The sequence below is a fragment of the Rhizobium sp. PDO1-076 genome, assembly GCF_000247475.1.
Classification (GTDB): domain Bacteria; phylum Pseudomonadota; class Alphaproteobacteria; order Rhizobiales; family Rhizobiaceae; genus Allorhizobium.
In genome coordinates this window covers 19550-43355 of record NZ_AHZC01000099.1, presented here as the reverse complement: position 1 = coordinate 43355, position 23806 = coordinate 19550, and the positions used below count along the sequence as shown (strand labels likewise).

Sequence of the window (23806 nt, the reverse complement as noted above, 5' to 3'; positions counted from 1 at the left end):
ACAAACCTGCATGCGCCTGTCTTCTGTCTTCCTCAATGCCCTCGCGGCAACCTCGGTGCTGATCGCCAGCCATACGCTGGCACTGGCCGAAACGATCAAGTTCGGCGTCACCGCCGGTCCGCACGCGCAGATCGCCGAAGCCATCGTGCCGATTGCCAAGGCCAAGGGTCTCGACATCCAGATCGTCGAATTCTCCGACGGCGCCCTGATCGACCCTGCCACCAACGATGGCGACCTGGATGCCAATGGCTTCCAGCATACGCCCTATCTCGACCGCCAGAACGCCGATCGTGGCCTCAACCTCGTCGCCGTCGGCGGCAAAACTGTCCTCCTGCCAATGGCCGGCTATTCCCGCAAGTACAAGACCATCGCCGAACTGCCCGAAGGCGCCCAAGTCACGATCCCGAACGATCCGAGTAACCTCGGCCGCGCTCTGAAGCTTCTCGAAGCCGGTGGCCTGATCAAGCTCACGCCAGGTCTCACCTTCAACGCCACCGAACTCGACATCATCGACAATCCAAAGAACATCAAGATCCTGCCTCTCGAAACGGCGCAGCTTCCCCGCTCGCTCGAAGACGTGGATTTCTCGGTCATCACCTCGCACTTCGCCCTCTCGGCGGGCCTCAATCCGAGCAAGGACGGCATCCTCATCGAAGACGAGCTGTCGGAATACTTCTGCCTGATCGCGGTCGCCGAGAAAAACAAGGATGCGGCCTGGGTGAAGACGCTGGTTGAGTCCTACAAGTCGCCGGAAGTGAAGGCCTTCATCGAAAAGACCTTCGCCGGCAACATCGTCGCAGGTTGGTGAGATGAGCATCCTCGCCCTCGATCTCGCGAAGGAAGCAAGGGAGGCGCCGAAGCCGGCGCTAACCGAGGCCCAAGCGAGATCCGTCATCGAAATCGAAGACCTCCGCAAGGTCTATGATCCGGCAGCCCCCGCGGTGCTCGACGGGATAAACCTGTCAGTCGCGGAAGGCTCGATTCATGGGATTATCGGCCGATCGGGGGCGGGGAAAAGCACGCTGGTGCGCTGCCTGAACGGCCTGGTCAAGCCGACCAGCGGCCGCATTCGGGTATCCGATCAGGAGATCACCGGTCTCAATATCGCGGCACTGCGCTCCGCCCGCCGGCGGATCGGCATGATCTTCCAGCATTTCAGCCTGCTCTCGTCGCGGACGGCAGCCGGCAATGTGGCGCTGCCGCTCGAAATTGCCGGCATCGCGAAGAGCGAGATCGACCGGCGCGTGTCGGAACTGCTCGACCTCGTCGGCCTGTCCGCCAAGGCCAATGCCTATCCGGCGGAACTCTCTGGTGGGCAGAAGCAGCGTATCGGGATCGCCCGCGCGCTTGCGCTGAAACCCGACGTGCTGCTGTCCGACGAGGCGACGTCGGCGCTCGATCCGGAGACAACCGAACAGATCCTCGACCTCTTGCGGGACATCAACCGGCGCATGGGCCTGACCATCGTGCTCATCACCCACGAGATGGATGTGGTGCGTCGGATCGCCGACCATGTGACCGTCATCGAGGCCGGTCGCATTATCGAAGGCGGCCCGACCTTCGACGTCTTCGCCTTCCCGGAGACCGTGACGGCCAAATCCTTCCTGTCCAGCATCGTTGCCCATGAACTCCCCCAGGAAGTGACGCGAACGCTTCTGGCTGTGCCCACCGAGGCGACGGATCCGGTCTTGCGGATCATCTTTACCGGAGATGCGGCCCATGCCCCTGTCCTTTCGGACCTGGTCACCCGCTTCGGCATCCGGCCCAACATCCTCCACGGTCGCGTCGACTATATCGGCGGAAAGCCGCTTGGCATCCTCACCATCGTGGCAGAAGCTATCGGCGACAAGCAGCCTGCCGTCATCACCTATCTTTCCGCACTCGGTTTACATTGCGAGGTCATCGGACATGCTGTTCGATCTGTTTCCGCCGGCTCTCATCGCGCTACTGCTTGAATCGCTCAAGCAGACGCTGACCATGGTGGCGGTCGCCGCCCTTCTGTCCACGGTGATCGGCCTGCCGCTCGGCATCCTGCTCGTCGTCACGGCGCCTGGCCAGTTTCTCGAGCGTCCCCTTCTCAACCGGGTCATCGGCACGGTCGTCAACCTCGTGCGCTCGACACCCTTCATCATCCTGATGGTTGCCATCATCCCCTTCACCCGACTGATTGCCGGCACGACCGTCGGCACCTTTGCTGCAATCGTGCCGCTGACGGTCGCCATCACGCCGCTCTTTTCGCGGCTCGCGGAAGCGGCCATGCGGGAAGTCGACCAGAGCCTGATCGAGGCGGCGCTCAGCATGGGCGCGACCCCGCTGCAGGTCATCCTGAAGGTCATTCTGCCGGAGGCCCTGCCCGGTATCGTCGCCGGACAGACCGTCACCCTCGTCAGCCTGATCGGTTACTCCGCCATGGCGGGCACTGTCGGCGGCGGCGGCTTGGGCGATCTCGGCATCCGCTTCGGCTACCAGCGCTTCATGCCTGAGGTCATGATCGCGGTCGTGGTCGTTCTCGTGGTGATCGTGCAATCGGTGCAGATGGCCGGCGACTACGCAGCCCGCCTTGTCAATCACCGCATCGCTCGCAGTCGCAGCGCGGCCTGACTTCAAACAGCTCACATTCGACCAAGGAGTATTCCATGACGATCCAGAACATCACCGCGCAACTGCCCTTCGTGGACATCTCGCGCTTTCACGGGTCTGCGGACGAGCGCAAGGCCTTCATCGAGGAACTGAAGACGATCCTCCACGATCACGGCTTCTTCTATCTTACAGGACACGGCGTCGATCCCAAGCTGATCACCGATGTGGTTGCCACTGCGAAGCGCTTCTTCGCCCTGCCGCTGGACGAGAAACTGAAGATCGAGATGGTCAAGTCGCCGCATTTCCGCGGCTATAACCGCGCAGGCTACGAGCGGACGCGAGGACAGCAGGACTGGCGCGAACAGTTGGACGTGAACACCGAAGGCGAACCGGTCGAAATCGGCCCGGATACCCCCGCCTGGAAACGTCTGTTCGGTCCCAACCAGTGGCCGGAGGCGATCCCGGAGCTGAAGCCCCTGCTGCTCGCCTATCAGGCCGAAGTCACACGCATCGGCATCGAAGTGTTGCAGGCGATCGCGGTTGCACTCGGCCAGCCGGAGGATGTCTTTGCTGAAATCTACGAGCCGCAGCCTTCGCAGCTTCTGAAGATCATCCGTTATCCCGGCCGCGAAGTGGCCGAGACCGACCAGGGCGTGGGCGCCCACAAGGATGGCGGATTCGTTACCGTGCTTCTGCAGGACACCGTTCCCGGCCTGCGCGTCCAGACAGAGGACGGCGTCTGGCTCCAGGCCCCGCCCGTACCCGGCACCTTTGTCATCAACACCGGCGAATTGCTGGAGCTGGCGACCAATGGCTTCGTCCGCGCAGATGTTCATGACGTGGTGGCACCGCCGGCCGGCACAGAACGCTTCTCTGTCGCCTTCTTCCTCGGCTCACGGTATGACGCCACAATTCCTGTCATCGAGCTTCCGGAAAACCTCAAGCGCAAGGAACGCGGCGTATCGGTTGATCCGCTCAACCCGATCTTCCGCGAAGTCGGGCAGAACCACCTGAAAAGCCGCCTGCGCTCGCATCCGGACGTCGCACGCGCCCATCACGCAGATCTTCTGACGCCCGAAGATCGCAATGCGGTGCCCTCGGCCTATTGAGAGCCCTGTCCCGAAGGCGCCAAATCGTTGGCGCCTTCGGGACATGTTTGTATAGTATTTTTATGGATTATATTTTCGCAGGCGGTCTCGATGGCCAAAATGTTTTTCGTCTGAGCCCGAAACAAAAGTCGACCGTACTTGGTCAAACCACCTCGATTTCGACATCCTGCGTGCTGTCTTCCCAAATTGGACAACATCAGGAAAAACAGATGAAAAACACTCTCGGAAACACCTTCTCGTTCACCCGCCGCCTGACGCTTGGAGCAGCGCTCGCAGCAGCCGTCGCGACCTTTGCCGCACCGCTTCCCTCCTTTGCCGAGGACAATGAAATCAAGGTCGGCATCATCAGCGGCGAGGACGAGGACGTCTGGCGCGCTGTACAGGAAGAGGGCGCCAAGCACGGTCTGAAGATCGAGACCGTCGTCTTCAACGATTATACCCAGCCGAACGAAGCGCTTGAGCGCGGCGATATCGACGCCAACGCATTCCAGCACCAGCCCTATCTCGACAATCAGATCAAGCAGCATGGCTACAAGATCAAAGCCGTCGGCTTCACCGGCGTCTGGCCGATCGGCCTTTATTCCAAGAAGGCCAAGTCCGTCGCCGAGATTGCTGAAGGCGCAACGATCGGCGTTCCCAACGATCCATCGAACGAAGGCCGTGCCCTGCGCGTGCTGCAGAACGAAGGCCTGATCAAGTTGAAGGACGGAACCGGCATTCTGGCCACCATTGCAGACATCGCGGAAAACCCGAAGAATATCGAGATCAAGGAACTTGACGCTGGCATCGTCGGCCGTTCGATCGACGACCTCGACGCCGCCGTGGTCAATACCGACTGGGCATTGAAGGCAGGCCTGTCGCCGGCCGAGCGCATCGCTCAGGAACCCACCGCCGACAACCCTTACCGCAACTTCATCGCGGTCAAGGAAGGCACAGAGAACGACGAATGGGTGAAGACGCTCGTCGCATCTTACCAGAACGAGAACGTCCGCGCGGTCTTCGAGAAGGTCTACAAAGGCACGGGCCTCGTTGCCTACTAACCCTGACAGAACATTCCTTCACGAGGCGGCTGGTCTTTCCTGCCGCCTCGTCGCTGTTTTCGGAGCGAAGCATGAGCATTCATACACGGGGGCCGAGGCCCGCCCCAGACACGACAACAAATCCTGATGTCATCGAACTCGTCGACATCAGCCGTCGCTTTGGCGACGTCCAGGCTCTCGACGGCATTTCGCTGACCGTCGCCAAGGGCGAAGTCCTTGGTATCATCGGCCGCAGCGGCGCAGGAAAATCGACGTTGATCCGGTGCCTCAACGGCCTTGAGAGACCGGATCGTGGCTCGATCCGGATCGAGGGCACGGATATTGCGGCACTCTCCGAGGCTGATCTCCAGCCACTCCGGCGTCGAATCGGAATGATCTTTCAGCATTTCAACCTGTTGTCCGCCAAGACGGTCGAAGAGAACGTCGCGCTGCCACTCAAGATCGCGGGCGTCTCCAGGGTGGAGCGCCTCGCCCGGGCACGCGAGTTGCTTGACCTCGTGGGCCTGACGGACAAGGCAAGGGCCTATCCCGCCTCGCTGTCCGGCGGCCAGAAACAGCGCGTCGGCATTGCACGGGCGCTCGCCGCCAAACCCGCCCTGCTGCTTTCGGACGAAGCAACATCGGCACTCGATCCCGAGACGACCCGATCGATCCTGGCCCTGTTGCGCGACATCAATCGCAAGCTCGGCCTGACCATCGTGCTCATTACGCATGAAATGGATGTCGTGCGTGAAGTGGCCGACCGTGTCGCGGTCATCGAAGACGGCCGTATCGTCGAAGAGGATGCGGTCTGGCGGGTGTTTTCCAACCCCCGCGCCGAGATCACCCAGAGCCTCCTCCAGGGAAGCCGTCCGCAACTGCCGCAATTCATTGCGGAACAACTCGAGCCGGTGCAGGCGGGGAGCGATGCGATTCTCAGCCTCGACGTCGCAGGCACCGCTGTTGAGCCGACCCTCTCCGCAATCGCCTCTCTGGCTGCAGACGGTGTCCGTGTCGTCCACGGAGGTATCGACCACATCCAGTCGAACCCGGTTGCCCGCTACTTCCTCGCCGTGCCGGCACAGGCGGGCCTGGTCTCGCGCGTAACAACAACACTGACGGCGCAAGGTGCGCGCCTGGAGGGCCTCGGCCATGTCACCAATCCTGTTTGAACTGCTGATCAAATCGCTATGGGAAACCGTCCTGATGACACTGGCATCCGGCGCGATCTCCTTCGTCGCCGGTCTGCCACTCGGGCTGGCACTGGTTGCAACAGCGAAAGGGGGGATTGCGGAAAACCTGTGGATCAACCGAACTCTCGGCTCGGTCGTCAACGGTTTCCGGTCGGTCCCCTTCATTATTCTTCTGGTGGCCCTGATCCCGGTAACGCGGTTGATCGTCGGCACGGCACTCGGAACCTGGGCGGCGATCGTGCCGCTCGCGATCGCGGCAACCCCCTACTATGCCCGGATTGCCGAAGTGTCCTTGCGTGAGGTGGACCGGGGGCTCATCGATGCGGTCCGCGCCATGGGCGGCAATCGGTGGACGATCCTGCGTGAAGTCCTTGTGCCCGAAGCGCTGCCAGGCCTCGTCGCGGGTTTCACGGTGACCCTGGTCACGCTGGTTGGCGCCTCGGCCATGTCAGGCGCGATTGGCGCGGGCGGCCTCGGCGACCTTGCCATCCGATATGGCTATCAACGCTTTGAAACGACCGTGATGATTGCCGTAGTCATCGTCCTCATTGTGTTGGTGAGCCTAATCCAGTGGGCTGGCGACCGGATCGTCACAGCGCTTGAACGGCGCTGACAGGTTTGCCCGTCGCTCACGCAGGCGGCGGGCCTGCAGGTTGAGGGCACAGAGGAGATTCTGATGCTCCGATTGGCGTGCAAATTAGAAAGGACTCTCGCCCGGGTGATCCGATTTGATCGACCGTATCTCTACTAAATTTATAAACTCAATAAATTGAATGTCATGAGATCAACCTGTCGAGGAGAGGACATCATGACAAGCATTTCACGCCGCAACTTCACCATTCTGGCCGCAGCTTCCGCTCTGACGGCATCGTTTGCCGTTACCAGTGCCTGGAGCTCGGATGTGACGATCAATATCGGCTACCAGCCGATCGTCGAACCCTCTCGCGTTCCCCAGGCTGATGGCACGTATGAGGCCGCCACGAAAGCGAAGATCAACTGGCAGAAATTCGACGGTGGAGCCGATGTCATCGCCGCGATCGCCTCCGGCGCGCTCGATATCGGCTATGTCGGCTCGTCGCCACTCGCAGCCGCAGCCAGCCGTGAGCTGCCGATCGAAACCATCGCGCTGGTTGGGCTGATCAGCGAAGCCGAAGCACTCGCAGTCCGCGACATCTCCAAGCCGGAAGAACTCGCCGGCAAGAAAATCGCCACGCCCTTCGTATCGACGGCCCATTACAGCCTTCTCACGGCTCTGAAGCACTGGAACATCGATCCGAAGTCGGTGGAGATCCTCAACCTGCGTCCGCCGGAAATTGCAGCAGCATGGTCGCGCGGTGACATCGACGGCGCCTATGTCTGGGATCCGGTTCTGGCCGAAATCAAGAAGTCCGGCACCGTTCTCGCGACCTCTGCCGACGTGGCAAACTGGGGTGGCCCGACCTTCGACGCCTGGATCGTCAGCAAGTCCTTCGCCGAAGCACATCCCGATCTGGTCGCGACCTTCGTCAAGGTCACAGGCGATGCGACGGCAGCCTATCGCGCCAACCCTGACGCCTGGAACGCCACCTCAGCGGAAGCAGAGAAGATTGCCCGATTGACAGGCGCGAAGCAGGACGAGGTACCGGCTCTCCTGAAGGGTTATGTCTTCCCGACACTGGAGGAACAGGCCGGTGCAGACTTGCTGGGCGGTGGCACGGTCAAGGCTGTGGCTGCGACGGCGGCATTCCTCAAGGAGCAGGGCAAGATCCCCGGCACGCTCGCAGACTATAGCGGCTATGTCTCCCCCCGTTGGGTAAACGACGCCTCCAAGCTGTCCTTCTGACATCCAATAACAACCGGGTCGGCGCAGCAGAGTGCATGCGCCGGCCCGTTTTGTCTTCCACAAAGGTAATTCCGATGACCAGCCAACTTGCGTTCGACAACACCAGCCTCGCCTATCCGGGACGTCGCGGTTCTGACCCCGAACTGCTCGTGCTCGACCGGATCAGCCTCTCGGTATCGAGCGGCGAGTTTGTCGTCATCATCGGACGCTCCGGCTCTGGCAAGACAAGCCTCCTCAATCTGGCTGCGGGCTTCCAGCGCCCGACGTCAGGCGCAGTGCTTGTCGACGGGCAGCCGATAACAGGCCCGGGCGCCGAACGCGCCGTCGTCTTCCAGGACGATGCGCTCTATCCGTGGCTGAACGCCCGCGACAACGTGGCCTTCCCTTTGGCCCTGAAGGGTGTCGGGCAGAAGGAACGGCGGCAGATTGCAAACGACCTGCTGAACCGCGTCGGCTTGTCCGATGCTGGTGACCGCCAGATATGGGAACTGTCAGGAGGCATGCGCCAGCGTGTCGGCATTGCCAGGGCATTGGCAGCCAATCCCCGCTTCCTTTTGCTGGACGAACCGCTGGGCGCACTCGATGCGTTGACGCGCTCGAAGCTGCAGCTTTTCCTCCTGAACATCTGGCAGGAGAGCAAAGCCGGCACCTTGTTGATCACGCACAGCATCGACGAAGCCCTTCTGCTTGCCACCCGCATCGTCGTTCTTCATCCCGATCCAGGCCGGATCGGAACCATCCTGGAGAGCGGTTTCGGAGCGGAAATCCTCGCTGGTGCGGATGCACGCCGGGTGCGGCAATCACCGCTGTTCCGCAGCATGCATGATGGCCTGACAACGTTGATCCATGAGACGTCGCCCAAGGAGTTGGCAGCATGACACTGATTTCCGAGATCGAGCAGCCTGGCCGCGATGTTGACGGGCACACCGCGTCAGCGAGAACCAACGAGATGAAGCAGCCGGCCGAACGGCCCGCCTATCGGATACCGACGTTTGTTTACTCGCTGATCACAGGCCTCAGTCTGCTTGCAGGCTGGTGGCTTGCCTCTGCCTATGGAGCGGTCTCGCCTGTCTTCCTACCCTCCCCCGTTGTCGTCGCAACGTCATTCTGGTCTCTCATTTCAGTCGGCTTCGTCGACTCCACACTGCTGGAACACCTCGTGGCCAGCCTCACACGTGTGCTGGGCGGCCTTGGGATCTCGGTTCTGATCGGTGTTCCGGCCGGCCTGGTGATAGCCACGAGCCGGATCGGGCGCGGCGTGCTGGATCCCATCGTCGAATTCCTTCGCCCGCTCCCGCCGCTTGCCTATCTGCCATTGATCATCATCTGGGTCGGCATTGGTGAAGCATCCAAGATCACCGTCATCGCCCTGTCGATGCTTCCGCCGATCATTCTCTCGACCAGTGCCGGCGTACGGTCAGTGCCAGTCGATTTCATCAATGCCGCCCGCTCGTTTGGAGCAAGTAGATCGCAAGTCCTGGGTCGTGTCGTCGTCCCGGCCACGATCCCGTCCATCCTGACCGGGCTGCGGATTGCGCTTGGAACCGGGTGGTCGACCTTGGTTGCGGCAGAGCTCGTGGCAGCCTCACAAGGACTTGGCTTCATGATCCAGTCCGCAGCCCAATTTCTCGTAACGGATATCGTGATCGCCGGCATCGTGGTGATCGCAATCGTCGCCTTTGCTCTGGAATGGGTGGCGCGCTGGGCTGAACGTCGCTTCGTTCCATGGGCAAATCTGTCGCCGCGCGACTAAGGTAATCGTCCTGCTCGTGGCAGATGGTTAAGGTGGAAGATCAGGCCCACCCGAAAGTTTCGGACGAAGACGAGACTGGACCAGTATCTCCGCGAAAAGGGCCGTAGCTCTTTGTCGCCATTCAAGCCGCCAGACCGGACCCGTTCACGACATGCCTGCCAATGGCCGCCCGCAACTCCGCGGGACTTTCGTAGAGCCGATTGTCCAGCTCGATCACATGGAACTTCACCGCGATGAAACGCAGACGGTTCTCATGGGGCACTGCGATACCGACGGGGACCCCGCCGTATTCCACCACCTGCAGCTCCATCACACCGATCTCCATTTTCTACAAATTTAATGTACTATGATCGGGGTATGAGGCCAAAGAAATGCGCACTTTTGCAGAATTAAATTCTAATATTGCTGCTTATGCGCCGTAGAACGAACGGAATGTTTCCAAAGATGGCTTTGGCAGCATCGTTTCGCCTGAGATCACTGGATTGTGGAATATGACCACCGCCGCAAGCTGAGCTGCTGGCTGCCCCATCTGGAAATAATATCTACTATTTTTATAGACAATAGGTTCTTGTTTCTTCGCAACGCGGCGAATCTGCACGATATTCGACCCGTAGCGTTGGAGCCTGAGCGATGTCGCAAGATCGTAGTCACGTGGATACCTTCATTCTTCCCGGCCTCAACGGCTCTGGCGACGGTCACTGGCAGTCGCACTGGACCCGCGACAACCCAAGCGCGCACGCGATAGAACAGGATGACTGGACCTGTCCGCGCCTGACCGTCTGGCAGGACAGACTGGATCAGGCGCTGACCTCTTCCGACGGCGTCTGGATCGTCGCGCACAGCCTCGGCTGTATCCTCGCCGCGAACCTCGCTGACCGCCCATCGGCCAGCAAGGTTCGCGGTGCGCTCTTGGTAGCTCCATGCGATCTTGATCGTGTCGAGGAACTGCATCCCTGTATTGTCAACTTCGGCGACATGCCGACCAGACATCTGCCATTCCCGTCCATGGTCGTTGCCAGCCGCAACGATCCTTACATGAGTTTTGAGACAGCAAGGCGCTATGCCAACCTGTGGGGCAGCGAACTGGCGGATATGGGGAACGCAGGGCACATCAACATCCTCAGCGGCCACGGACGTTGGCCACTCGGCTATCAGCTCCTGAACAGTGTCAAGGCACGCGAGATCGACGCTAGAAAGTCAAGGGAACGAAAACTCGCCTCTGTTCCCAGCCCTGCCCCATCGCAGACAGGTGCCCGCCTTTGAGTTTCGAGCAGCACACCTTAATAGAAAACAAATTCTACCAAATTTATGTATTTTGAAATCCTGTTGGTTCCCGATGCAGGTTTTTACCGAGATGATGACGTCACATCGGCTCGGACGTGGACTAAGGAGTGCGCCTCCGGACACGGAGCCGATCCCCTATCACTTGAGGATCTTACGATGTCCAAATCCATTATCGAACAAGCCTATCGCCGCCGCTCCGTCCTGAAGACGATGCTCGCAACCGGGGCGCTTCCCCTTCTCTCTCCGAACATCTTCACCTCCGCCTTCGCCGCAGGCAACCAATTTGCAGGACGCTCGATCAACCTGCTGATCATCCAGCCGCATGTCGTCACCGGCAAGAAGATAGCCGAGGACTTCGAGAAGTTGACCGGCGCGAAGGTCAACGTGACTTCGGTACCCTATGATCAGGTGAGCGTGAAGGCGACCCTCGACTTCCAGTCGGGTGTAGGTGAATTCGACGTCATCGACTATTTCTACACCTATAAGGGCCAGCTCGCCGAAGACGGCGTGATCGAGGACGTCACCGATCTGATCGAGCGCGACAAGGCTGAGATCCAGCCGGACGACTATATCCAGACCATCTACGACCAGTACACCCTGCATGAAGGTCGCCGCTACGGCCTGCCCTATGACGGCGATAGCCACGTGCTGTTCTACAACAAGGAACTCTTCGACCGGTACGGTCTGAAGCCGCCGACGACCTGGGACGAATACAACGAAAACGCCAAGGTCATTACCGAAGCGGAATCGAAGAACGGCATCTATGGTGCCGCCGTGCTCGGCGCCAAGATCCCGGTCATCATCCTCTCCACCTATGCAAACCGCCTGACCGGCTTCGGCGGCAACTTCCTGAAGGACGATGGCACCTCTGCCCTCGACAGCGCGGAAGCGGTCGAAGCGCTGAAATCGCTTCTGGCCAGTGCGCCGCATGCGCTGCCGACACCGCTCGAGACCCGCTTCGAGGAAGGTCTCCCGGCCTTTCTCAACGGCAAGGCAGCACAGATCGACTTCTGGACGGACCTCGGCGGCTATGCCCAGGATCCGAAGGGCTCGAAAATCGTCGACAAATGGGGTGTGACCCGCATCCCGGTCGGCGGCGCCAACAAGACGCCGCGGCTTGCGTTCAATGCCGGTTTCGGTTTCGCCATCACCTCCGGCTCAAAGAACAAGGATGTCGCCTGGGAACTGATCAAGCTGGCCACCGGCAAGGACTATCACGAAGAACTGCTGACACTGACCGGCTCCGGCATCGACCCCGCACGCCAATCGGGCCTGAAGTCGGAGAAGTTCAAGGCCTTCCAGCCGCTCGTCCAGCCGCTGCTTGACGACGGCGCGCTCGAAAGCAGCCTCGCCTGGCCGACCGCCGTCTACGCGCCAAAGCTCGAAAATACGCTGACGGACGAACTGGCTCTTGCGCTCGCCGGGACAAAGAGCGCCGAGCAGGCGATCGCCGATGCTCACAAGGCCTGGACAGACATCATCGGGGCCAATGGCTGACCTTTGGAGCCGCACAAGGCTGGCGAAGCGGCGTTGAAGGATCGACAGGTGTGCCCCCGCTCCGGCGCGGGGCACACTTTCCCATGATGTGGCGACACAATTGCAAGGCATGACGCGATGACAGCGATAGACCTATCTCTCGGCCAGAGACCGGCGGACTTGGCATTTAAGGATGGACGACTGGCTTTCCAGCGCCTCGGCCGCTGGCTGTGGATCTCACCGATCCTGCTCGGACTTGCGGTCACCCTGGTTTATCCGACACTGTTCCTGATCGCGCTTGCGCTCAGCAAAAGCACGCTCGGCAAGCCCTTCCGCGACTTCGTCGGGCTGAAACCCATACTCGCCGTGCTGCAGGACCCGCTGTTCCTGACCTCCATGGCCAAGAGCATCACTTACGCCTTTGTGACAGCGAGCATCCAACTGGTGCTCGGCTTCCTGATCGCGCTCCTGTTCACCCAGCTCTTGAAGGCTGGCCGATTTCTGGTGAGCCTGATCCTGCTGCCCCTAATGACACCGCCCGTGATGGTCGGGATTGCATGGAAACTCATCCTCGCTCCGGCCGGCGGCCTCCTGAACGGCGTCCTGCTTGATTTGGGCCTCATCTCCGCCCCCATCAGCATTCTCGGAGATCCCGTGCTCGCCTGGATCGCAATCGCCGTTGCCGACATCTGGCAATGGACTCCCTTCATCGTCATCCTGAGCTTCGCAGCCCTCTCGACCATACCTGAGGGCGTCCATGAAGCCGCGATCGTAGACGGCGCCTCGCCGCTGCAACGCCTCTGGCACATCACCCTGCCCCTGGTTGCAGCCCCCCTCTCCTCGATCTATCTCTTGAAGCTGATCCTGTCGTTTAAGCTCTTCGACCTCGTCTATGTTCTTACCTTCGGCGGTCCAGGCTTTGCCACCACGACGACGGGATTCTCCATCTATCGGAGAGCGCTCGAGCAGTTCGACGTCGCGCACGCCGCAGCCGAGACGCTCATCTACAGCCTCGTCATCGGCCTCGTGCTCTGGCCCGTCATCCGCCTGCACCAGCATCTGGAAAGGAAGGATGCATGAGCATCTCGTCCGCCAATATCCGCCTCGCGGCAGCAACCGCACCGATCTTGATCTTCTTCACCCTGCCGATCGCCTACCTCGTCTCGGTTTCGTTCAAGACGCAGGACGACATACTCAGCGGTCAGTTCCTGCCGACGAGCCCGACACTCGACAACTGGCCGGCAGCCTTCGAAGCGGCGCATCTGTCAACCTTCATCGTCAACTCGGTCGCGATCTCCCTGCTGGCAGGTGCGCTGACACTGCTCCTGACGCTGCCGGCGGCCTATGCGGTGCTGCGTCTCGGGATTGGCGGCAAATGGCTGGCTGACCTGACGCTCTCAAGCTACATGGCGCCACCGATCGTCGCCCTCATTCCGTTGTTCTATCTGCTCAAGACGATCGGCCTCCTCAATACCCATGCCGGCCTCGTGCTCCTCTATGGCTTTGCCAACATCCCCGTTGCCTTCTGGCTGCTCACGCCCTTCCTCAGAAGGATGCCACTTGAGATCGAACAGGCGGCAGCCCTCGATGGCGCCGGGCCGCTTCGCATTCTGATCCACATCGTCATACCGATCATCGCGCCCGGGATCGTCGCCACGCTCATTATCGTCTCGGTGCTCGCCTATAATGAATTCCTCTTCGCCTCCGCGTTCACCTTCTCGGACGAGACCCGCACGCTTCCGGTCGGCATCTCCCTCTTCCAGGGCGATCGCCTGGTGAACTTCGGCCAGATGGCAGCAGCGTCACTCGCCGGCATTGCGCCAGTCTATGTGGTCGCCCTTTTCCTGCAACGTTATCTCGTGGCGGGCCTCGCCCATGGCGGCCTCAAATAGTCGGCTGAAATGGTCCGTTCGTTTCGCCGCAGCAAAGGGTAGGATTTTTCCCGGAAGCTTCCTCTTTCGCAATGATTAATGTCTATAGAAATTATCATCTACCTTATCGTGTATCTATCGGATCTGAATCTCGGCATGGCCGGATACAGATCCATCACATGCTGCCTTCCAGAAGGAATTGCGACGGCAGCCAACACGAGGAGTGAGGACAATGACCAAAAGCACCAACAGCGAAACGCTGGCGCTGCATGCCGGCTGGCGTGCCGATCCGACAACGGGCGCGGTCCAGCCGCCGATCTATCAGACGACCTCCTTCCAGTTCCAGAACGCCGACCATGCAACGCGGCTCTTCGCGCTTGAGGAACTCGGCCCCATCTATACCCGCATCGGCAACCCGACCAATGACGTGTTGGAGCAGCGTCTCGCGGCCCTCGAAGGCGGTGCCGCAGCCCTCGTGCTCGCCTCCGGCCAGGCGGCCTCGGCCTTCGCAGTCCAGAACCTCGCCAAGGCCGGCGACAACATCGTCAGCTCGACCGATCTCTACGGCGGCACCTGGAACCTCTTCGCCAACACGCTGAAGGACCAGGGCATTGAGGTCCGGTTCGTCGATCCCCAGGACCCTGAAGCCTTTGCCCGCGCCACGGATGATCGCACGCGCGCTTACTATGCAGAGACATTGCCCAATCCGAAGCTACAGGTGTTCCCGATCGCGGAAGTGGCCGCCATCGGCCGCAAGCTGGGCATCCCGCTGATTGTCGACAATACGGCAGCGCCGCTGCTCGCCCGCCCATTCGACCACGGGGCAGCCGTGGTGGTCTACTCGACCACGAAATATATCGGCGGCCATGGCTCTTCGATCGGTGGCGCTATCATCGATGGCGGCAATTTCGACTGGGAAGCGGCCGGAAGCCGTCAGCCGGCGCTCAATTCGCCCGATCCGAGCTATCACGGCGCCGTCTGGGTAGAGGCCACCAAGGCAATCGGCCCCGTTGCTTACATCATCAAGGCACGAACGACGCTGCTGCGAGACCTCGGCGCATCCCAGTCGCCGTTCAATTCTTTCCTGACGCTGCAGGGCATCGAAACCCTGCCGCTGCGCATCGAGCGCCACAGCAGCAATGCGCAGAAGGTCGCCGAATTTCTTCAAAAGCGCCCCGAAGTCAGCCGCGTCATCTATCCGGGCCTGCAGTCCGGAACCGCGCGCGAACGGGCGGACAAATATCTGACCGGCGGTTATGGCGGTCTGGTCGGTTTCGAACTGAAGGCCGGCCGTGACGCCGGTCGCCGTTTCATCGATGCGCTGGAACTGCACTACCACGTCGCCAATATCGGCGATGCCCGCAGCCTCGCCATCCACCCGGCCTCGACCACCCATTCGCAGCTAACCGCCGAAGATCAGCTGAAGACGGGCGTCACGCCGGGCTACGTCCGCCTCTCGGTGGGCATCGAGCACATCGATGACATCCTGGCAGATCTCGAACGCGGCCTCGCCGCCACCGAAGCCTTCAAGGCGGCGGCTGAATAACAAAAGCGGCGCATCACTCTCGGTTTCAGGCGGGGCGGTCCAGTCGGACTGTCCCGCTTTTTTTGTGTCCGGAGGCCGGTGGCCGCATTGTCCCAGACGTCCGGTCGCAGAACAGCGCGGCATCTGGCTGACGACAACCGGTTTCTCATGAGCGGAAACCACTCATGACGGCGTGCCATTGGCGGCCGGCCTGTGAAGGCGACGACGCATGCCGGCCAAAGGGCTCCACGCGCAGGCGACAAGCATGTCCCAAACCCTGCAGCGAATTCAGGAATAAATTCTACCAAATTACTAGACAAAGAATAACCAGTCTTTCTCTTTGGACGACTGGACCGCTACCTTGAGCATGATCATTGCCAATCATCCGAACGAGGGATCCATGACCGCTCACACCCACCATCGAGTTTGTCGCCGCGACTGAAGTCGGCATTGCCGTCACGAAAACGACGGCCATTGGCACTCAGGCACCGAGTACAGCGTTCTCGGCATGGCGCTCCCCTTCAACACTCCACATTGACAGTAACCAAGCCCTAGGACCTATCACATGACATTTCGTCAACGCGTGTTCTCGATTTCCCGACGCCATCTCCTGCTCGCGGGTTCAGCCCTCATCGCCGCCAATATGATGGCATCTGCAGCGGCCGTCCCTGTTTTCGCCGATGACGCGCAAGATGGTGGAGATATCGTCTTCCTGATCGATTCCCTGGGCAACACCTGGATCCCGAACAACAGCGCGATTTCCAGCTTCCAGGGGCACATCTGGGGGCATGTCGCGGACAAGCTCGTTTATGTCGACGCAGAGGGCAAGGTCAGCCCCTGGTTGGCCGAAAGCTGGGAGCAGAACGCCGAGGCAACTCAATTTACCCTTCACCTCAAGGAGGGCGTGACCTTTTCCGATGGTACCCCGCTCGACGCGACGGCGGTCGTCGCCAACCTCGACATCTGGTATGCCGGTCGCAAAGCCGAGGGCATCAATCCGATCGGCCTGTTCCCTAAGACCTATGACCATGCAGAAGTCGTTGATGCGAAGACTGTGAAGGTCTCCTTCAAGAAGCCGACCCTCGGCTTCATCCCGACCCTTGGCTATCACGGGTCCATTCTGATTTCCCCCAAGACGCTGGCACAGCCTGCATCGGAGCAGGCAGACCTGAGCAAGACCTCAGGCAGCGGCCCCTATGTCGTCGAGGCCTGGAAAGAAGGCGACTACGTCAAGCTGGTCAAGCGGAAGGATTATAACTGGGGTCCGGCGGCTGTGGGACAAACAGGCCCGGCCCACCTCGACAGCATCACCTATAAGCTGGTCACAGAGCCATCCCTGCGCGTCTCCGCCGTCCAGTCCGGCCAGGCGGACGTCGCATACAATGCCTCGCCCCAGGAGCTGAAGTCGATCAAGGAAGAGGGCTTCACCGTCGCCACGCCGCGTTATCTCGGCTTCGTCAATGGCTGGGCCGTCAACACCAAGCTAGAGCCCTACAACGACGTGAAGGTGCGCCAGGCGCTGCAGGCCGGCATCAACCGACAGGAAATCATCGATACAGTCTATACCCCCGACTGGAAGCTGCCGACCTCCTTCATCCAGGCCAATGTCCCCGGTGCGACCGACCAGAGCGCACTTCTCGCCTATGATCCGGCCAAGGCCGAAAAGCTTCTTGACCAGGCAGGCTGGACCAAGGGCGCCGACGGCATCCGCGTGAAGGATGGCAAGCCGCTGCAACTGACCTTGCACTCCAATCCCTACCTGGCCACCGCCAAGGCCGTCGACGAGCTGATCTCCCAGCAACTCGGCAAGATCGGTTGGAAAGTCGATATCCGCGCCTATGACGTTGTTACCTTCACCGAGAAGGTTAAGTTTGGCGGTCCGGCAGTCCCAGCTTACGAAGTCACCCGCAGCTTCATCGACGCCGGCACCGTCGCTGGCATCCTGACCGATGCCAACAATGGTGAGAACTGGTTCGCTCTTGGTCAGAGCGACGAGAAGATCAATGAGCTGCGCGACAAGATTGCCGGCGCGCCCTCAATCGAGCAGCGCAACCCCCTGCTCGAAGAGTTGCAGCATTACGTCCTGGATCAGGGCTATTTCATTCCCCGCACGCAGATCGTCCAGCGCATCTACGTCCAGTCCCCGAAGCTCACGGGCGAGACTTACAATGGGGTCGCCTATGCCAGCTTCTATACCGCCAAGCTCGCTCAGTAACGCAGCAAGTCACGCAGTCCGAACGCAAGCAATGTGAGGGGCACCCGGCATGAGAAATGCCTATCTGACATACGCAGCAAAGCGTCTGGCCCAGGCCGTGGTCGTCATTCTGATGGCCTATGTCTTCACCTTCGTGGTGGTCAGTATCCTGCCGGGCGACCCCGTCACATCCGTCCTCCGAGACCCGCAAAACGGGTTCACGGAGGCGGAGATCGCCGAGATCATTGCAGCACAAGGCCTGGACCAACCGATCTACGTGCAGCTCTGGAACTCGCTCTCGCATTTTGTGACAGGAGACTTCGGCCTGTCCATGCGCTCCAGCAGACCGGTGTCTACCTTGATTGCCGAAGTCCTGCCGTCCACCCTGATCCTCGCAAGCTCGGCGCTTGCGGTGGCGCTGGCCCTGGCACTTCTGATCGCCTACGGCACCCAGTTCCTGCCAAAACGCTATGGACAAGGCGCGCTGCGCGCCTTTCCGTCCCTCTTCCTTTCAGTGCCGAGCTTCGTCATAGGCCTGACGCTCATTCACCTCTTCGGCTTCCAGCTAGGGCTGTTCCGCGTCATTGAACCAGACAGTTTCTGGGCAACTTTCTTTGCCGCCGTCGCCCTCGGCATTCCGGTCTCGGCCAAGATCGCCGAAGTTTTGATCGCCAATCTAGACCACGAATCGCGCCAGGAATATGCCGCTGTGGCGCGCGGGCGGGGACTTGGACAGACGCGGCTATTCTTCAAGCATCTCTTCAAGCCCTCCTCGCTTCCGGTGGTGACCGTGATTGCGCTTGCCGTCGGCGACCTGCTCGGTGACACACTGATCACGGAAGCCGTCTTCGGCCGCAATGGCGTCGGCAGCCTGGTGCAGCGCTCGGTGGTGACACAGGACCTGCCCGTCCTGCAGGCCGTGGTCTCGCTCGCCGCCGTCGTCTTCGTGCTCGTGAACCTCATCGCCGACCTCGTCTACCCGCTGCTCGATCCGCGCGTGAAGCTGGTCGGTGGGCGCAAGCGCCAGGTCGTGGACAGTGAGACAGAAGCCACCAATACGCCGAAGGAAGTGACCGCATGACCATCCTGTCTGCCCCCGGCCCCATCGTTCGCACGAGGAGTGCAGCGCGCTTTTCCGCCCTGCGCATCCCCGTGCCGGTGCTGGTCTCCTTCATCATCGTCGCCGTGGTCATTGGCTGGTCGGCCTTTCCCGGCCTCTTTACCAACTACGACCCGGTCTCCGGCGTACCGGCCGACAAGCTGCAGGCTCCCAGTCTGACCCATTGGTTCGGCACCGACCATCTCGGACGCGACCTCTATACGCGCGTCGTCTATGGCGCGGCCTCCTCCGTCACCAGCGCCTTCCTCGCTGTCAGCATCGGCCTCTTCACGGGTGGCTTCATCGGTCTGCTCGCGGGCTTCCTGGGCGGCTGGGTCGATATCGTGCTCGCCCGTCTCGTGGATTTCCTGCTCTCCATTCCCCGCTTCCTGCTCGCGGTCATCATCGTCACGGCTCTCGGCTTCGACACGATGAACGCCGCAATCGCGACAGGGGTCTGGGAAGTGGCCGTCTTTGCCCGTGTGATGCGTGCCGAAGTCATCAAGACGCGCCAGGCGACCTTTGTCGAGGCCGCCTTCCTATCGGGCGGATCGAACTGGCACATCCTGACACGCCACGTACTGCCCAATGCCTCGCGCTCCATTCTGCCGCTGGCCGTCCTGCAGTTTGGCCTGTCGATCCTCGTCATCGCCGGCCTTGCCTTCCTTGGCTACGGCGATCCGCCACCCGCTTCCGACTGGGGCCTGCTGATCTCGATCGGCAAGGATTACTTGAAATGGCCCTGGCTGGTTTACGCCCCTGCGCTCGTCACGATCGCGACCGTCCTCTCCGTCAATAGGATCAGCCGATGGCTCCGCAAGACAGACTGACCCCCGCCCTTTCCCGCATCAACACGGCCTCTTCCGTCCTCAAGCCGCAAGCGCCTCTGCTGCGGGTGAATGACCTCCGCGTGTCCTATGGCACACAGGAAGTCGTGACCGGCGTCGGCTTCGAACTCGGCCGAGGCAAAAGCCTCGCGCTGATCGGTGAATCGGGCTCCGGCAAGTCGACGATCGCCCGTGCTGTGCTCAGGCTCCTTCCCCATGGCGGCAGCGCCTCTGGCCGGATCGAGTTCCAGGGCCAGGAGATCCTGGGACTGTCCGAACGCCAGTTTCGGCCGCTGAGAGGACGGGCCATCGGCTTTGTCCCGCAGGATCCCGGCCACTCACTCAATCCGGTCCGCACGATCGGCGCCCAGGCGCAGGAGGCAGCAGCCCTTCTCGACGAGCCGGACAAGGCGGTGCGCACGGCACTGATCCTCGACACCTTCGCCCAGGTCGGCCTCGACAATCCGCAGCGTGTCTATGATTCCTATCCGCACCAGCTCTCGGGTGGCATGCTCCAGCGTGTCCTGATCGGGCTCGCGGTGTTGCCGCGCCCTGCCCTTCTCGTCGCCGACGAACCGACATCCGCTCTCGACGTGACGATCCAGAAGCGCATCCTCGACCTCCTCTCGAAGCTTCAGGCAGATCTGGATATCAGCCTGATTTTGATTACCCATGACCTGGCCATCGCCTCGGAACGGGCAGACACGCTGGTCGTGCTGAAAGACGGCCTGGTGCAGGAGAGCGGCAAGACACAGGCCGTCTTCTCGGCGCCTGCTTCGGCTTATGCCCGCAAGCTGCATGCGGATGTGCCGGCGCTCAATCCCGAGCGTTACGCCACTCTGCGTGATCCTGGCCTTAGATATCTCGATCCGGCAGCCGGCATCGCAGCCAAGATCGACGTCAAGGCCGTGTCAAAGACCTTCACGGTCGACGGCAAGGTGCTGACCGCCGTCGACGGGGTGACTTTTTCCGTCAAGGCCGGCACCACCCATGCACTGGTCGGCGAATCCGGCTCAGGCAAGACGACCACGATCCGGCTGCTGCTTGGCCTTGAGGAACCGGATGCCGGCAGCATTGCGGTCGCCGGCGAGCAGTTCTCAGGCCGAAGCGCATCCGCCCGACGCACCGCCTGGCGCCACCTGCAACTGGTCTACCAGAACCCCTTCACCTCGCTTGATCCAACCTGGAAGATCGAGCATCTCGTGCGCGAACCGCTCGACCGCTTCAAGATCGGCACCAGCCGGGCGCGCAGCGAACGGGTCCGCGAGGCGTTGCGCAATGTCGGCCTCGGTGAAGCCTTCCTTCAGCGCAAGCCTGGCGCGCTGTCCGGTGGACAGCGACAGCGTGTGGCGATTGCCCGCGCCCTGGTGCTCAAACCCGATGTGATCGTGCTCGATGAGCCGACATCGGCGCTCGATGTGAGCGTCCAGGCCGATATCGTCGAGGTACTGCTGTCGCTGCAGGCCAATCTGGGCCTCACCTATGTCTTCGTGTCGCACGACCTCGCTCTGGTTCGTCAACTCGCACACACGGTATCCGTCATGCGCCATGGCCGGATCGTCGAACACGGCACGGTGTCTGCGATCTTCGACCACCCACAGCAGTCCTACACACGCACCCTGCTCGACAGCATTCCGGCTGGCGTCTCGCCATCTTCGAACGCGCAATCACTGACGAGCTTGCGCAAGGAGAAAATCGCATGACCCTTGCCCTGCAAACGACGGCCACCGACCAAGCCTTTCGCGCCAAGACCAGATTGGGGTTCAATACCCGCGTCTCGTTCAACGAGATCGACGGCCCGGCAAAAGGCCTGCGCGAAGGTATCGCACTCTACCAGGCGGCGGAAGCGCTGGGTTACCAGTCCGGCTGGTCCTACCAGCGCCATTTCGACAACTATCTGTCCTCGCCACTGCCCTTCTTTGCAGCGGTCGGGCAGCACACCAGCCACATCAGCCTCGGCTCGGCCGTCATCCCGATGCGTTACCAGGAACCTATTCTGCTGGCTGAAGCCGCCGGAACGACTGACCTACTTATCGGCGAACGTCTGGAACTGGCCATTTCCACCGGTGAGAACTCGGCCTTCGACGCGGTCTTCGGCGCCGTCGACACGGATGCTCGCACAGAGGCGAAACGACGACAGGCTCGTTTTCTCTCAGCCATTCGCGGCGAAGTTCTGCACATCGTCGACGGCCCCGGCCAGGGCGCGCCGGAAGGCACGCCGCTGCGCGTGACGCCGCACAGCCCGACGCTGCGGTCGCGAATCCGCCAGGGCGTCGCGAGCCTCCCCTCGGCCATCCAGGCTGCCGAACTCGGCATCGGCCTGATCACCGGGACCGTTCAACACGGCCAGGCAGAAGGCGAAAGCTTCGGCGCCTATCAGGCCCGCATCATCGAGGCCTACCGCTCGACATGGCGCAGGCTCTGGGGCACCGAGCCGCCACCGGTGGCGGTCGCCGCCTCGATCCTGGTCGGCACCACGGCGGACCTGCGCGAGAAATATGCGACCTATGATCTTGAACGCCGCACCCTCGGAATCGCTGCCTCGCGTCCGAAAGGCGCCCTGCCGGCACTCGGCCCGACCCAACTGCCCTCCGGCCGGCAGATATCCCCGGTCTTCCAGGGAACGCCGGACAAGGTGCTGGAAGCCGTGCTCGATGATCCCGGTCTGGCCGCTGCCAACGAAATCATCCTCTTCCTGCCGCCGGCCTTCGGGCTCGACGAGAACATCCGGCTGCTGACCGATCTCGCCGAGACCGTGGCGCCGCATCTGGGTTGGTCTCCCACATCCTGACGAAACGCATTCCAGAACGCGCCCAAGCCAGCACGTTCGCGAATAAATTTTCTACAAAATCCATAGAAAGAGAATGACCTGTCTTCCTGCCGCTCTGATCGCCCTTTAAGTTAGCTCAACAAGTCAGCAATCCTGGAGAACTCCTGAAATGGCCGCCGAATTCATCAGCGTCACATTCCCCAACGGATCCAACGATATCAGTCCCATTCCGGACGCCCCCGTCGATCCGGCTTTCCTGCAGCGTTATGCCCGCGCGCTCGACGACTATGGCTTCAACTATACGCTGATCCCATACTCATCAGCGTCCTTCGATCCGTTCACGCTCGGCGCGACCATTCTCGCCCATACAAAGCAGATCAAGATCATCGTCGCCCTGCGCCCCAACACCGTCTATCCGACGGTCGCGGCGAAATCGCTAGCGACGCTGGACCAGTTGAGCGGCGGGCGCGTCGTCGTCCACTTCATCGCCGGCGGCAGTGACGACGAGCAGGCCCGCGAAGGCGACTTCCTCAACAAGGAAGAACGTTACGAGCGCCAGGAAGAGTATATCCGCATTCTGCGCCTCGCCTGGACTTCGACGGAGCCTTTCGATTTCGACGGCAAATATTACCAGTTCAAGCAGTTTCGCAGCGCCGTGCGCCCGACCAAGTGCCTGATCCCTATCTCGCTCGGCGGTTCCTCCGATACGGCCTATCGCATCGGCGGCGCGCTCTGCGATATTTTTGGCCTTTGGGGCGAACCCTTGGCGGAAACCAAGCAGCAGATCGAACGCATCTACGCGGAAGCGGCCAAGGCCGGCCGCACCGACAGGCCGCGCATCTGGGTGACCTTCCGTCCGATCGTCGCGGAAACAGACGAATTGGCCTGGGCCAAAGCCCATCGCATTCTCGATGCCCTGAACGAAAACCGCGCCAAGGGTCTCGGACGGACACCTCCGGCCGCAGCAGCGCCGGCCAATGTCGGCTCGCAGCGCCTGCTCGACATCGCCAAGCGCGGCGACGTGCATGACCGCGCCCTATGGTATCCGACAGTGACGGCAACGAACGCCAGCGGTGCCACCACCGCGCTGGTCGGTTCTCCGCGCACCATCGCCGATTCCATCCTCGACTATATCGACCTTGGGGCCGACCTGATCTCCATCCGCGGCTATGACAACTACAACGACGCCGTCGATTACGGCCGTTACGTCCTGCCGCTGGTGCGTGAAGGCATCCGCGAACGCGAGGAAGCCGCCAAGAAGGCAGCAGCCTGACACCTGTGAAT

The 23806-nt window shown here is 61.2% G+C and carries 23 protein-coding genes; 21 read left to right on the top strand and 2 right to left on the bottom strand.

Features of this window, described 5'->3' with window-relative positions:
* Positions 1–10: 10 nt before the first annotated feature.
* From PDO_RS07550 to PDO_RS07505, 10 genes are all read left to right on the top strand, one after another.
* The gene (locus PDO_RS07550) at positions 11–808 is read left to right on the top strand and encodes a MetQ/NlpA family ABC transporter substrate-binding protein (protein WP_007599935.1); all 798 of its coding nucleotides are present in this window, start codon (positions 11–13) and stop codon (positions 806–808) included.
* Between the two features lies 1 nt (position 809).
* Positions 810–1955 (top strand): methionine ABC transporter ATP-binding protein, encoded by a 1146-nt coding sequence (locus tag PDO_RS07545; protein WP_007599934.1) that lies wholly within the window; start codon positions 810–812, stop codon positions 1953–1955.
* Positions 1909–2601, top strand: a complete 693-nt coding sequence (locus PDO_RS07540) for a methionine ABC transporter permease (RefSeq protein ID WP_007599933.1) — start codon at positions 1909–1911, stop codon at positions 2599–2601. The genes PDO_RS07545 and PDO_RS07540 overlap by 47 nt, the downstream gene beginning before the upstream one ends.
* 35 nt (positions 2602–2636) lie before the next feature.
* A complete protein-coding gene (locus PDO_RS07535; RefSeq protein ID WP_007599926.1) occupies positions 2637–3689 on the top strand; it encodes an isopenicillin N synthase family dioxygenase in 1053 nt (350 codons plus the stop codon).
* A gap of 209 nt (positions 3690–3898) precedes the next feature.
* Entirely contained in the window at positions 3899–4729 is an 831-nt protein-coding gene (locus PDO_RS07530; protein WP_007599925.1) for a MetQ/NlpA family lipoprotein, read from the top strand.
* 71 nt (positions 4730–4800) lie between these two features.
* Positions 4801–5880, top strand: coding sequence for a methionine ABC transporter ATP-binding protein (locus PDO_RS07525; protein ID WP_007599924.1), 1080 nt, complete (start codon positions 4801–4803; stop codon positions 5878–5880).
* Entirely contained in the window at positions 5861–6514 is a 654-nt protein-coding gene (locus PDO_RS07520; protein WP_007599923.1) for a methionine ABC transporter permease, read from the top strand. The genes PDO_RS07525 and PDO_RS07520 overlap by 20 nt, the downstream gene beginning before the upstream one ends.
* Before the next feature lie 195 nt (positions 6515–6709).
* The gene (gene tauA, locus PDO_RS07515) at positions 6710–7723 is read left to right on the top strand and encodes a taurine ABC transporter substrate-binding protein (protein ID WP_007599922.1); all 1014 of its coding nucleotides are present in this window, start codon (positions 6710–6712) and stop codon (positions 7721–7723) included.
* Positions 7724–7797: 74 nt separating this feature from the next.
* The gene (locus PDO_RS07510) at positions 7798–8601 is read left to right on the top strand and encodes a taurine ABC transporter ATP-binding protein (RefSeq protein WP_007599921.1); all 804 of its coding nucleotides are present in this window, start codon (positions 7798–7800) and stop codon (positions 8599–8601) included.
* Entirely contained in the window at positions 8598–9476 is an 879-nt protein-coding gene (locus tag PDO_RS07505; protein WP_007599920.1) for an ABC transporter permease subunit, read from the top strand. The genes PDO_RS07510 and PDO_RS07505 overlap by 4 nt, the downstream gene beginning before the upstream one ends.
* A gap of 121 nt (positions 9477–9597) precedes the next feature.
* Here PDO_RS07505 and PDO_RS07500 read toward each other — a convergent pair whose 3' ends face one another.
* Positions 9598–9786, bottom strand: a complete 189-nt coding sequence (locus PDO_RS07500; protein ID WP_007599919.1) for a hypothetical protein — start codon at positions 9784–9786, stop codon at positions 9598–9600.
* 99 nt (positions 9787–9885) lie between these two features.
* Positions 9886–10074, bottom strand: a complete 189-nt coding sequence (locus tag PDO_RS27800) for a hypothetical protein (RefSeq protein WP_141649845.1) — start codon at positions 10072–10074, stop codon at positions 9886–9888.
* 32 nt (positions 10075–10106) lie between these two features.
* On the opposite strand from PDO_RS27800, the gene PDO_RS07495 reads away from it, so the two are divergent.
* The 11 genes from PDO_RS07495 (at position 10107) to PDO_RS07445 (ending at position 23795) form a co-directional block, all read left to right on the top strand.
* Positions 10107–10739 (top strand): RBBP9/YdeN family alpha/beta hydrolase, encoded by a 633-nt coding sequence (locus PDO_RS07495; protein ID WP_007599918.1) that lies wholly within the window; start codon positions 10107–10109, stop codon positions 10737–10739.
* A 177-nt stretch (positions 10740–10916) separates the two neighbouring features.
* The gene (locus PDO_RS07490; protein ID WP_007599911.1) at positions 10917–12257 is read left to right on the top strand and encodes an ABC transporter substrate-binding protein; all 1341 of its coding nucleotides are present in this window, start codon (positions 10917–10919) and stop codon (positions 12255–12257) included.
* A 159-nt stretch (positions 12258–12416) separates the two neighbouring features.
* Positions 12417–13316, top strand: a complete 900-nt coding sequence (locus PDO_RS07485; protein ID WP_244426378.1) for a carbohydrate ABC transporter permease — start codon at positions 12417–12419, stop codon at positions 13314–13316.
* Complete coding sequence (locus tag PDO_RS07480; protein WP_007599909.1) at positions 13313–14128, top strand: carbohydrate ABC transporter permease; 816 nt, start codon at positions 13313–13315, stop codon at positions 14126–14128. The genes PDO_RS07485 and PDO_RS07480 overlap by 4 nt, the downstream gene beginning before the upstream one ends.
* Before the next feature lie 211 nt (positions 14129–14339).
* Positions 14340–15653 (top strand): O-acetylhomoserine aminocarboxypropyltransferase/cysteine synthase family protein, encoded by a 1314-nt coding sequence (locus tag PDO_RS07475; protein WP_007599908.1) that lies wholly within the window; start codon positions 14340–14342, stop codon positions 15651–15653.
* Positions 15654–16197: 544 nt separating this feature from the next.
* A complete protein-coding gene (locus PDO_RS07470) occupies positions 16198–17847 on the top strand; it encodes an ABC transporter substrate-binding protein (protein ID WP_007599907.1) in 1650 nt (549 codons plus the stop codon).
* A gap of 49 nt (positions 17848–17896) precedes the next feature.
* On the top strand, positions 17897–18907 hold the full coding sequence (locus PDO_RS07465) for an ABC transporter permease (protein ID WP_007599906.1): 1011 nt from the start codon (positions 17897–17899) through the stop codon (positions 18905–18907).
* Positions 18904–19755: an ABC transporter permease gene (locus PDO_RS07460; protein ID WP_007599905.1), complete on the top strand. Its 852-nt coding sequence runs from the start codon at positions 18904–18906 to the stop codon at positions 19753–19755. Before PDO_RS07465 ends, PDO_RS07460 begins: the two co-directional genes overlap by 4 nt.
* Positions 19734–21455, top strand: coding sequence for a dipeptide ABC transporter ATP-binding protein (locus PDO_RS07455; RefSeq protein ID WP_007599904.1), 1722 nt, complete (start codon positions 19734–19736; stop codon positions 21453–21455). Before PDO_RS07460 ends, PDO_RS07455 begins: the two co-directional genes overlap by 22 nt.
* Positions 21452–22543, top strand: coding sequence for an LLM class flavin-dependent oxidoreductase (locus tag PDO_RS07450; protein WP_007599902.1), 1092 nt, complete (start codon positions 21452–21454; stop codon positions 22541–22543). Before PDO_RS07455 ends, PDO_RS07450 begins: the two co-directional genes overlap by 4 nt.
* A gap of 148 nt (positions 22544–22691) precedes the next feature.
* A complete protein-coding gene (locus tag PDO_RS07445) occupies positions 22692–23795 on the top strand; it encodes an LLM class flavin-dependent oxidoreductase (RefSeq protein WP_007599900.1) in 1104 nt (367 codons plus the stop codon).
* Positions 23796–23806: the final 11 nt, after the last annotated feature.

What these genes read in the sequence shown, in the direction of transcription:
- PDO_RS07550 (WP_007599935.1), top strand. Translation starts at nt 11, where the DNA reads ATGCGCCTGTCTTCTGTCTTCCTCAATGCCCTCGCGGCAACCTCGGTG.
- PDO_RS07545 (WP_007599934.1), top strand. Translation starts at nt 810, where the DNA reads ATGAGCATCCTCGCCCTCGATCTCGCGAAGGAAGCAAGGGAGGCGCCG.
- PDO_RS07540 (WP_007599933.1), top strand. Translation starts at nt 1,909, where the DNA reads ATGCTGTTCGATCTGTTTCCGCCGGCTCTCATCGCGCTACTGCTTGAA.
- PDO_RS07535 (WP_007599926.1), top strand. Translation starts at nt 2,637, where the DNA reads ATGACGATCCAGAACATCACCGCGCAACTGCCCTTCGTGGACATCTCG.
- PDO_RS07530 (WP_007599925.1), top strand. Translation starts at nt 3,899, where the DNA reads ATGAAAAACACTCTCGGAAACACCTTCTCGTTCACCCGCCGCCTGACG.
- PDO_RS07525 (WP_007599924.1), top strand. Translation starts at nt 4,801, where the DNA reads ATGAGCATTCATACACGGGGGCCGAGGCCCGCCCCAGACACGACAACA.
- PDO_RS07520 (WP_007599923.1), top strand. Translation starts at nt 5,861, where the DNA reads ATGTCACCAATCCTGTTTGAACTGCTGATCAAATCGCTATGGGAAACC.
- tauA (WP_007599922.1), top strand. Translation starts at nt 6,710, where the DNA reads ATGACAAGCATTTCACGCCGCAACTTCACCATTCTGGCCGCAGCTTCC.
- PDO_RS07510 (WP_007599921.1), top strand. Translation starts at nt 7,798, where the DNA reads ATGACCAGCCAACTTGCGTTCGACAACACCAGCCTCGCCTATCCGGGA.
- PDO_RS07505 (WP_007599920.1), top strand. Translation starts at nt 8,598, where the DNA reads ATGACACTGATTTCCGAGATCGAGCAGCCTGGCCGCGATGTTGACGGG.
- PDO_RS07500 (WP_007599919.1), bottom strand. Translation starts at nt 9,786, where the DNA reads ATGGAGCTGCAGGTGGTGGAATACGGCGGGGTCCCCGTCGGTATCGCA.
- PDO_RS07495 (WP_007599918.1), top strand. Translation starts at nt 10,107, where the DNA reads ATGTCGCAAGATCGTAGTCACGTGGATACCTTCATTCTTCCCGGCCTC.
- PDO_RS07490 (WP_007599911.1), top strand. Translation starts at nt 10,917, where the DNA reads ATGTCCAAATCCATTATCGAACAAGCCTATCGCCGCCGCTCCGTCCTG.
- PDO_RS07480 (WP_007599909.1), top strand. Translation starts at nt 13,313, where the DNA reads ATGAGCATCTCGTCCGCCAATATCCGCCTCGCGGCAGCAACCGCACCG.
- PDO_RS07475 (WP_007599908.1), top strand. Translation starts at nt 14,340, where the DNA reads ATGACCAAAAGCACCAACAGCGAAACGCTGGCGCTGCATGCCGGCTGG.
- PDO_RS07470 (WP_007599907.1), top strand. Translation starts at nt 16,198, where the DNA reads ATGACATTTCGTCAACGCGTGTTCTCGATTTCCCGACGCCATCTCCTG.
- PDO_RS07465 (WP_007599906.1), top strand. Translation starts at nt 17,897, where the DNA reads ATGAGAAATGCCTATCTGACATACGCAGCAAAGCGTCTGGCCCAGGCC.
- PDO_RS07460 (WP_007599905.1), top strand. Translation starts at nt 18,904, where the DNA reads ATGACCATCCTGTCTGCCCCCGGCCCCATCGTTCGCACGAGGAGTGCA.
- PDO_RS07455 (WP_007599904.1), top strand. Translation starts at nt 19,734, where the DNA reads ATGGCTCCGCAAGACAGACTGACCCCCGCCCTTTCCCGCATCAACACG.
- PDO_RS07450 (WP_007599902.1), top strand. Translation starts at nt 21,452, where the DNA reads ATGACCCTTGCCCTGCAAACGACGGCCACCGACCAAGCCTTTCGCGCC.
- PDO_RS07445 (WP_007599900.1), top strand. Translation starts at nt 22,692, where the DNA reads ATGGCCGCCGAATTCATCAGCGTCACATTCCCCAACGGATCCAACGAT.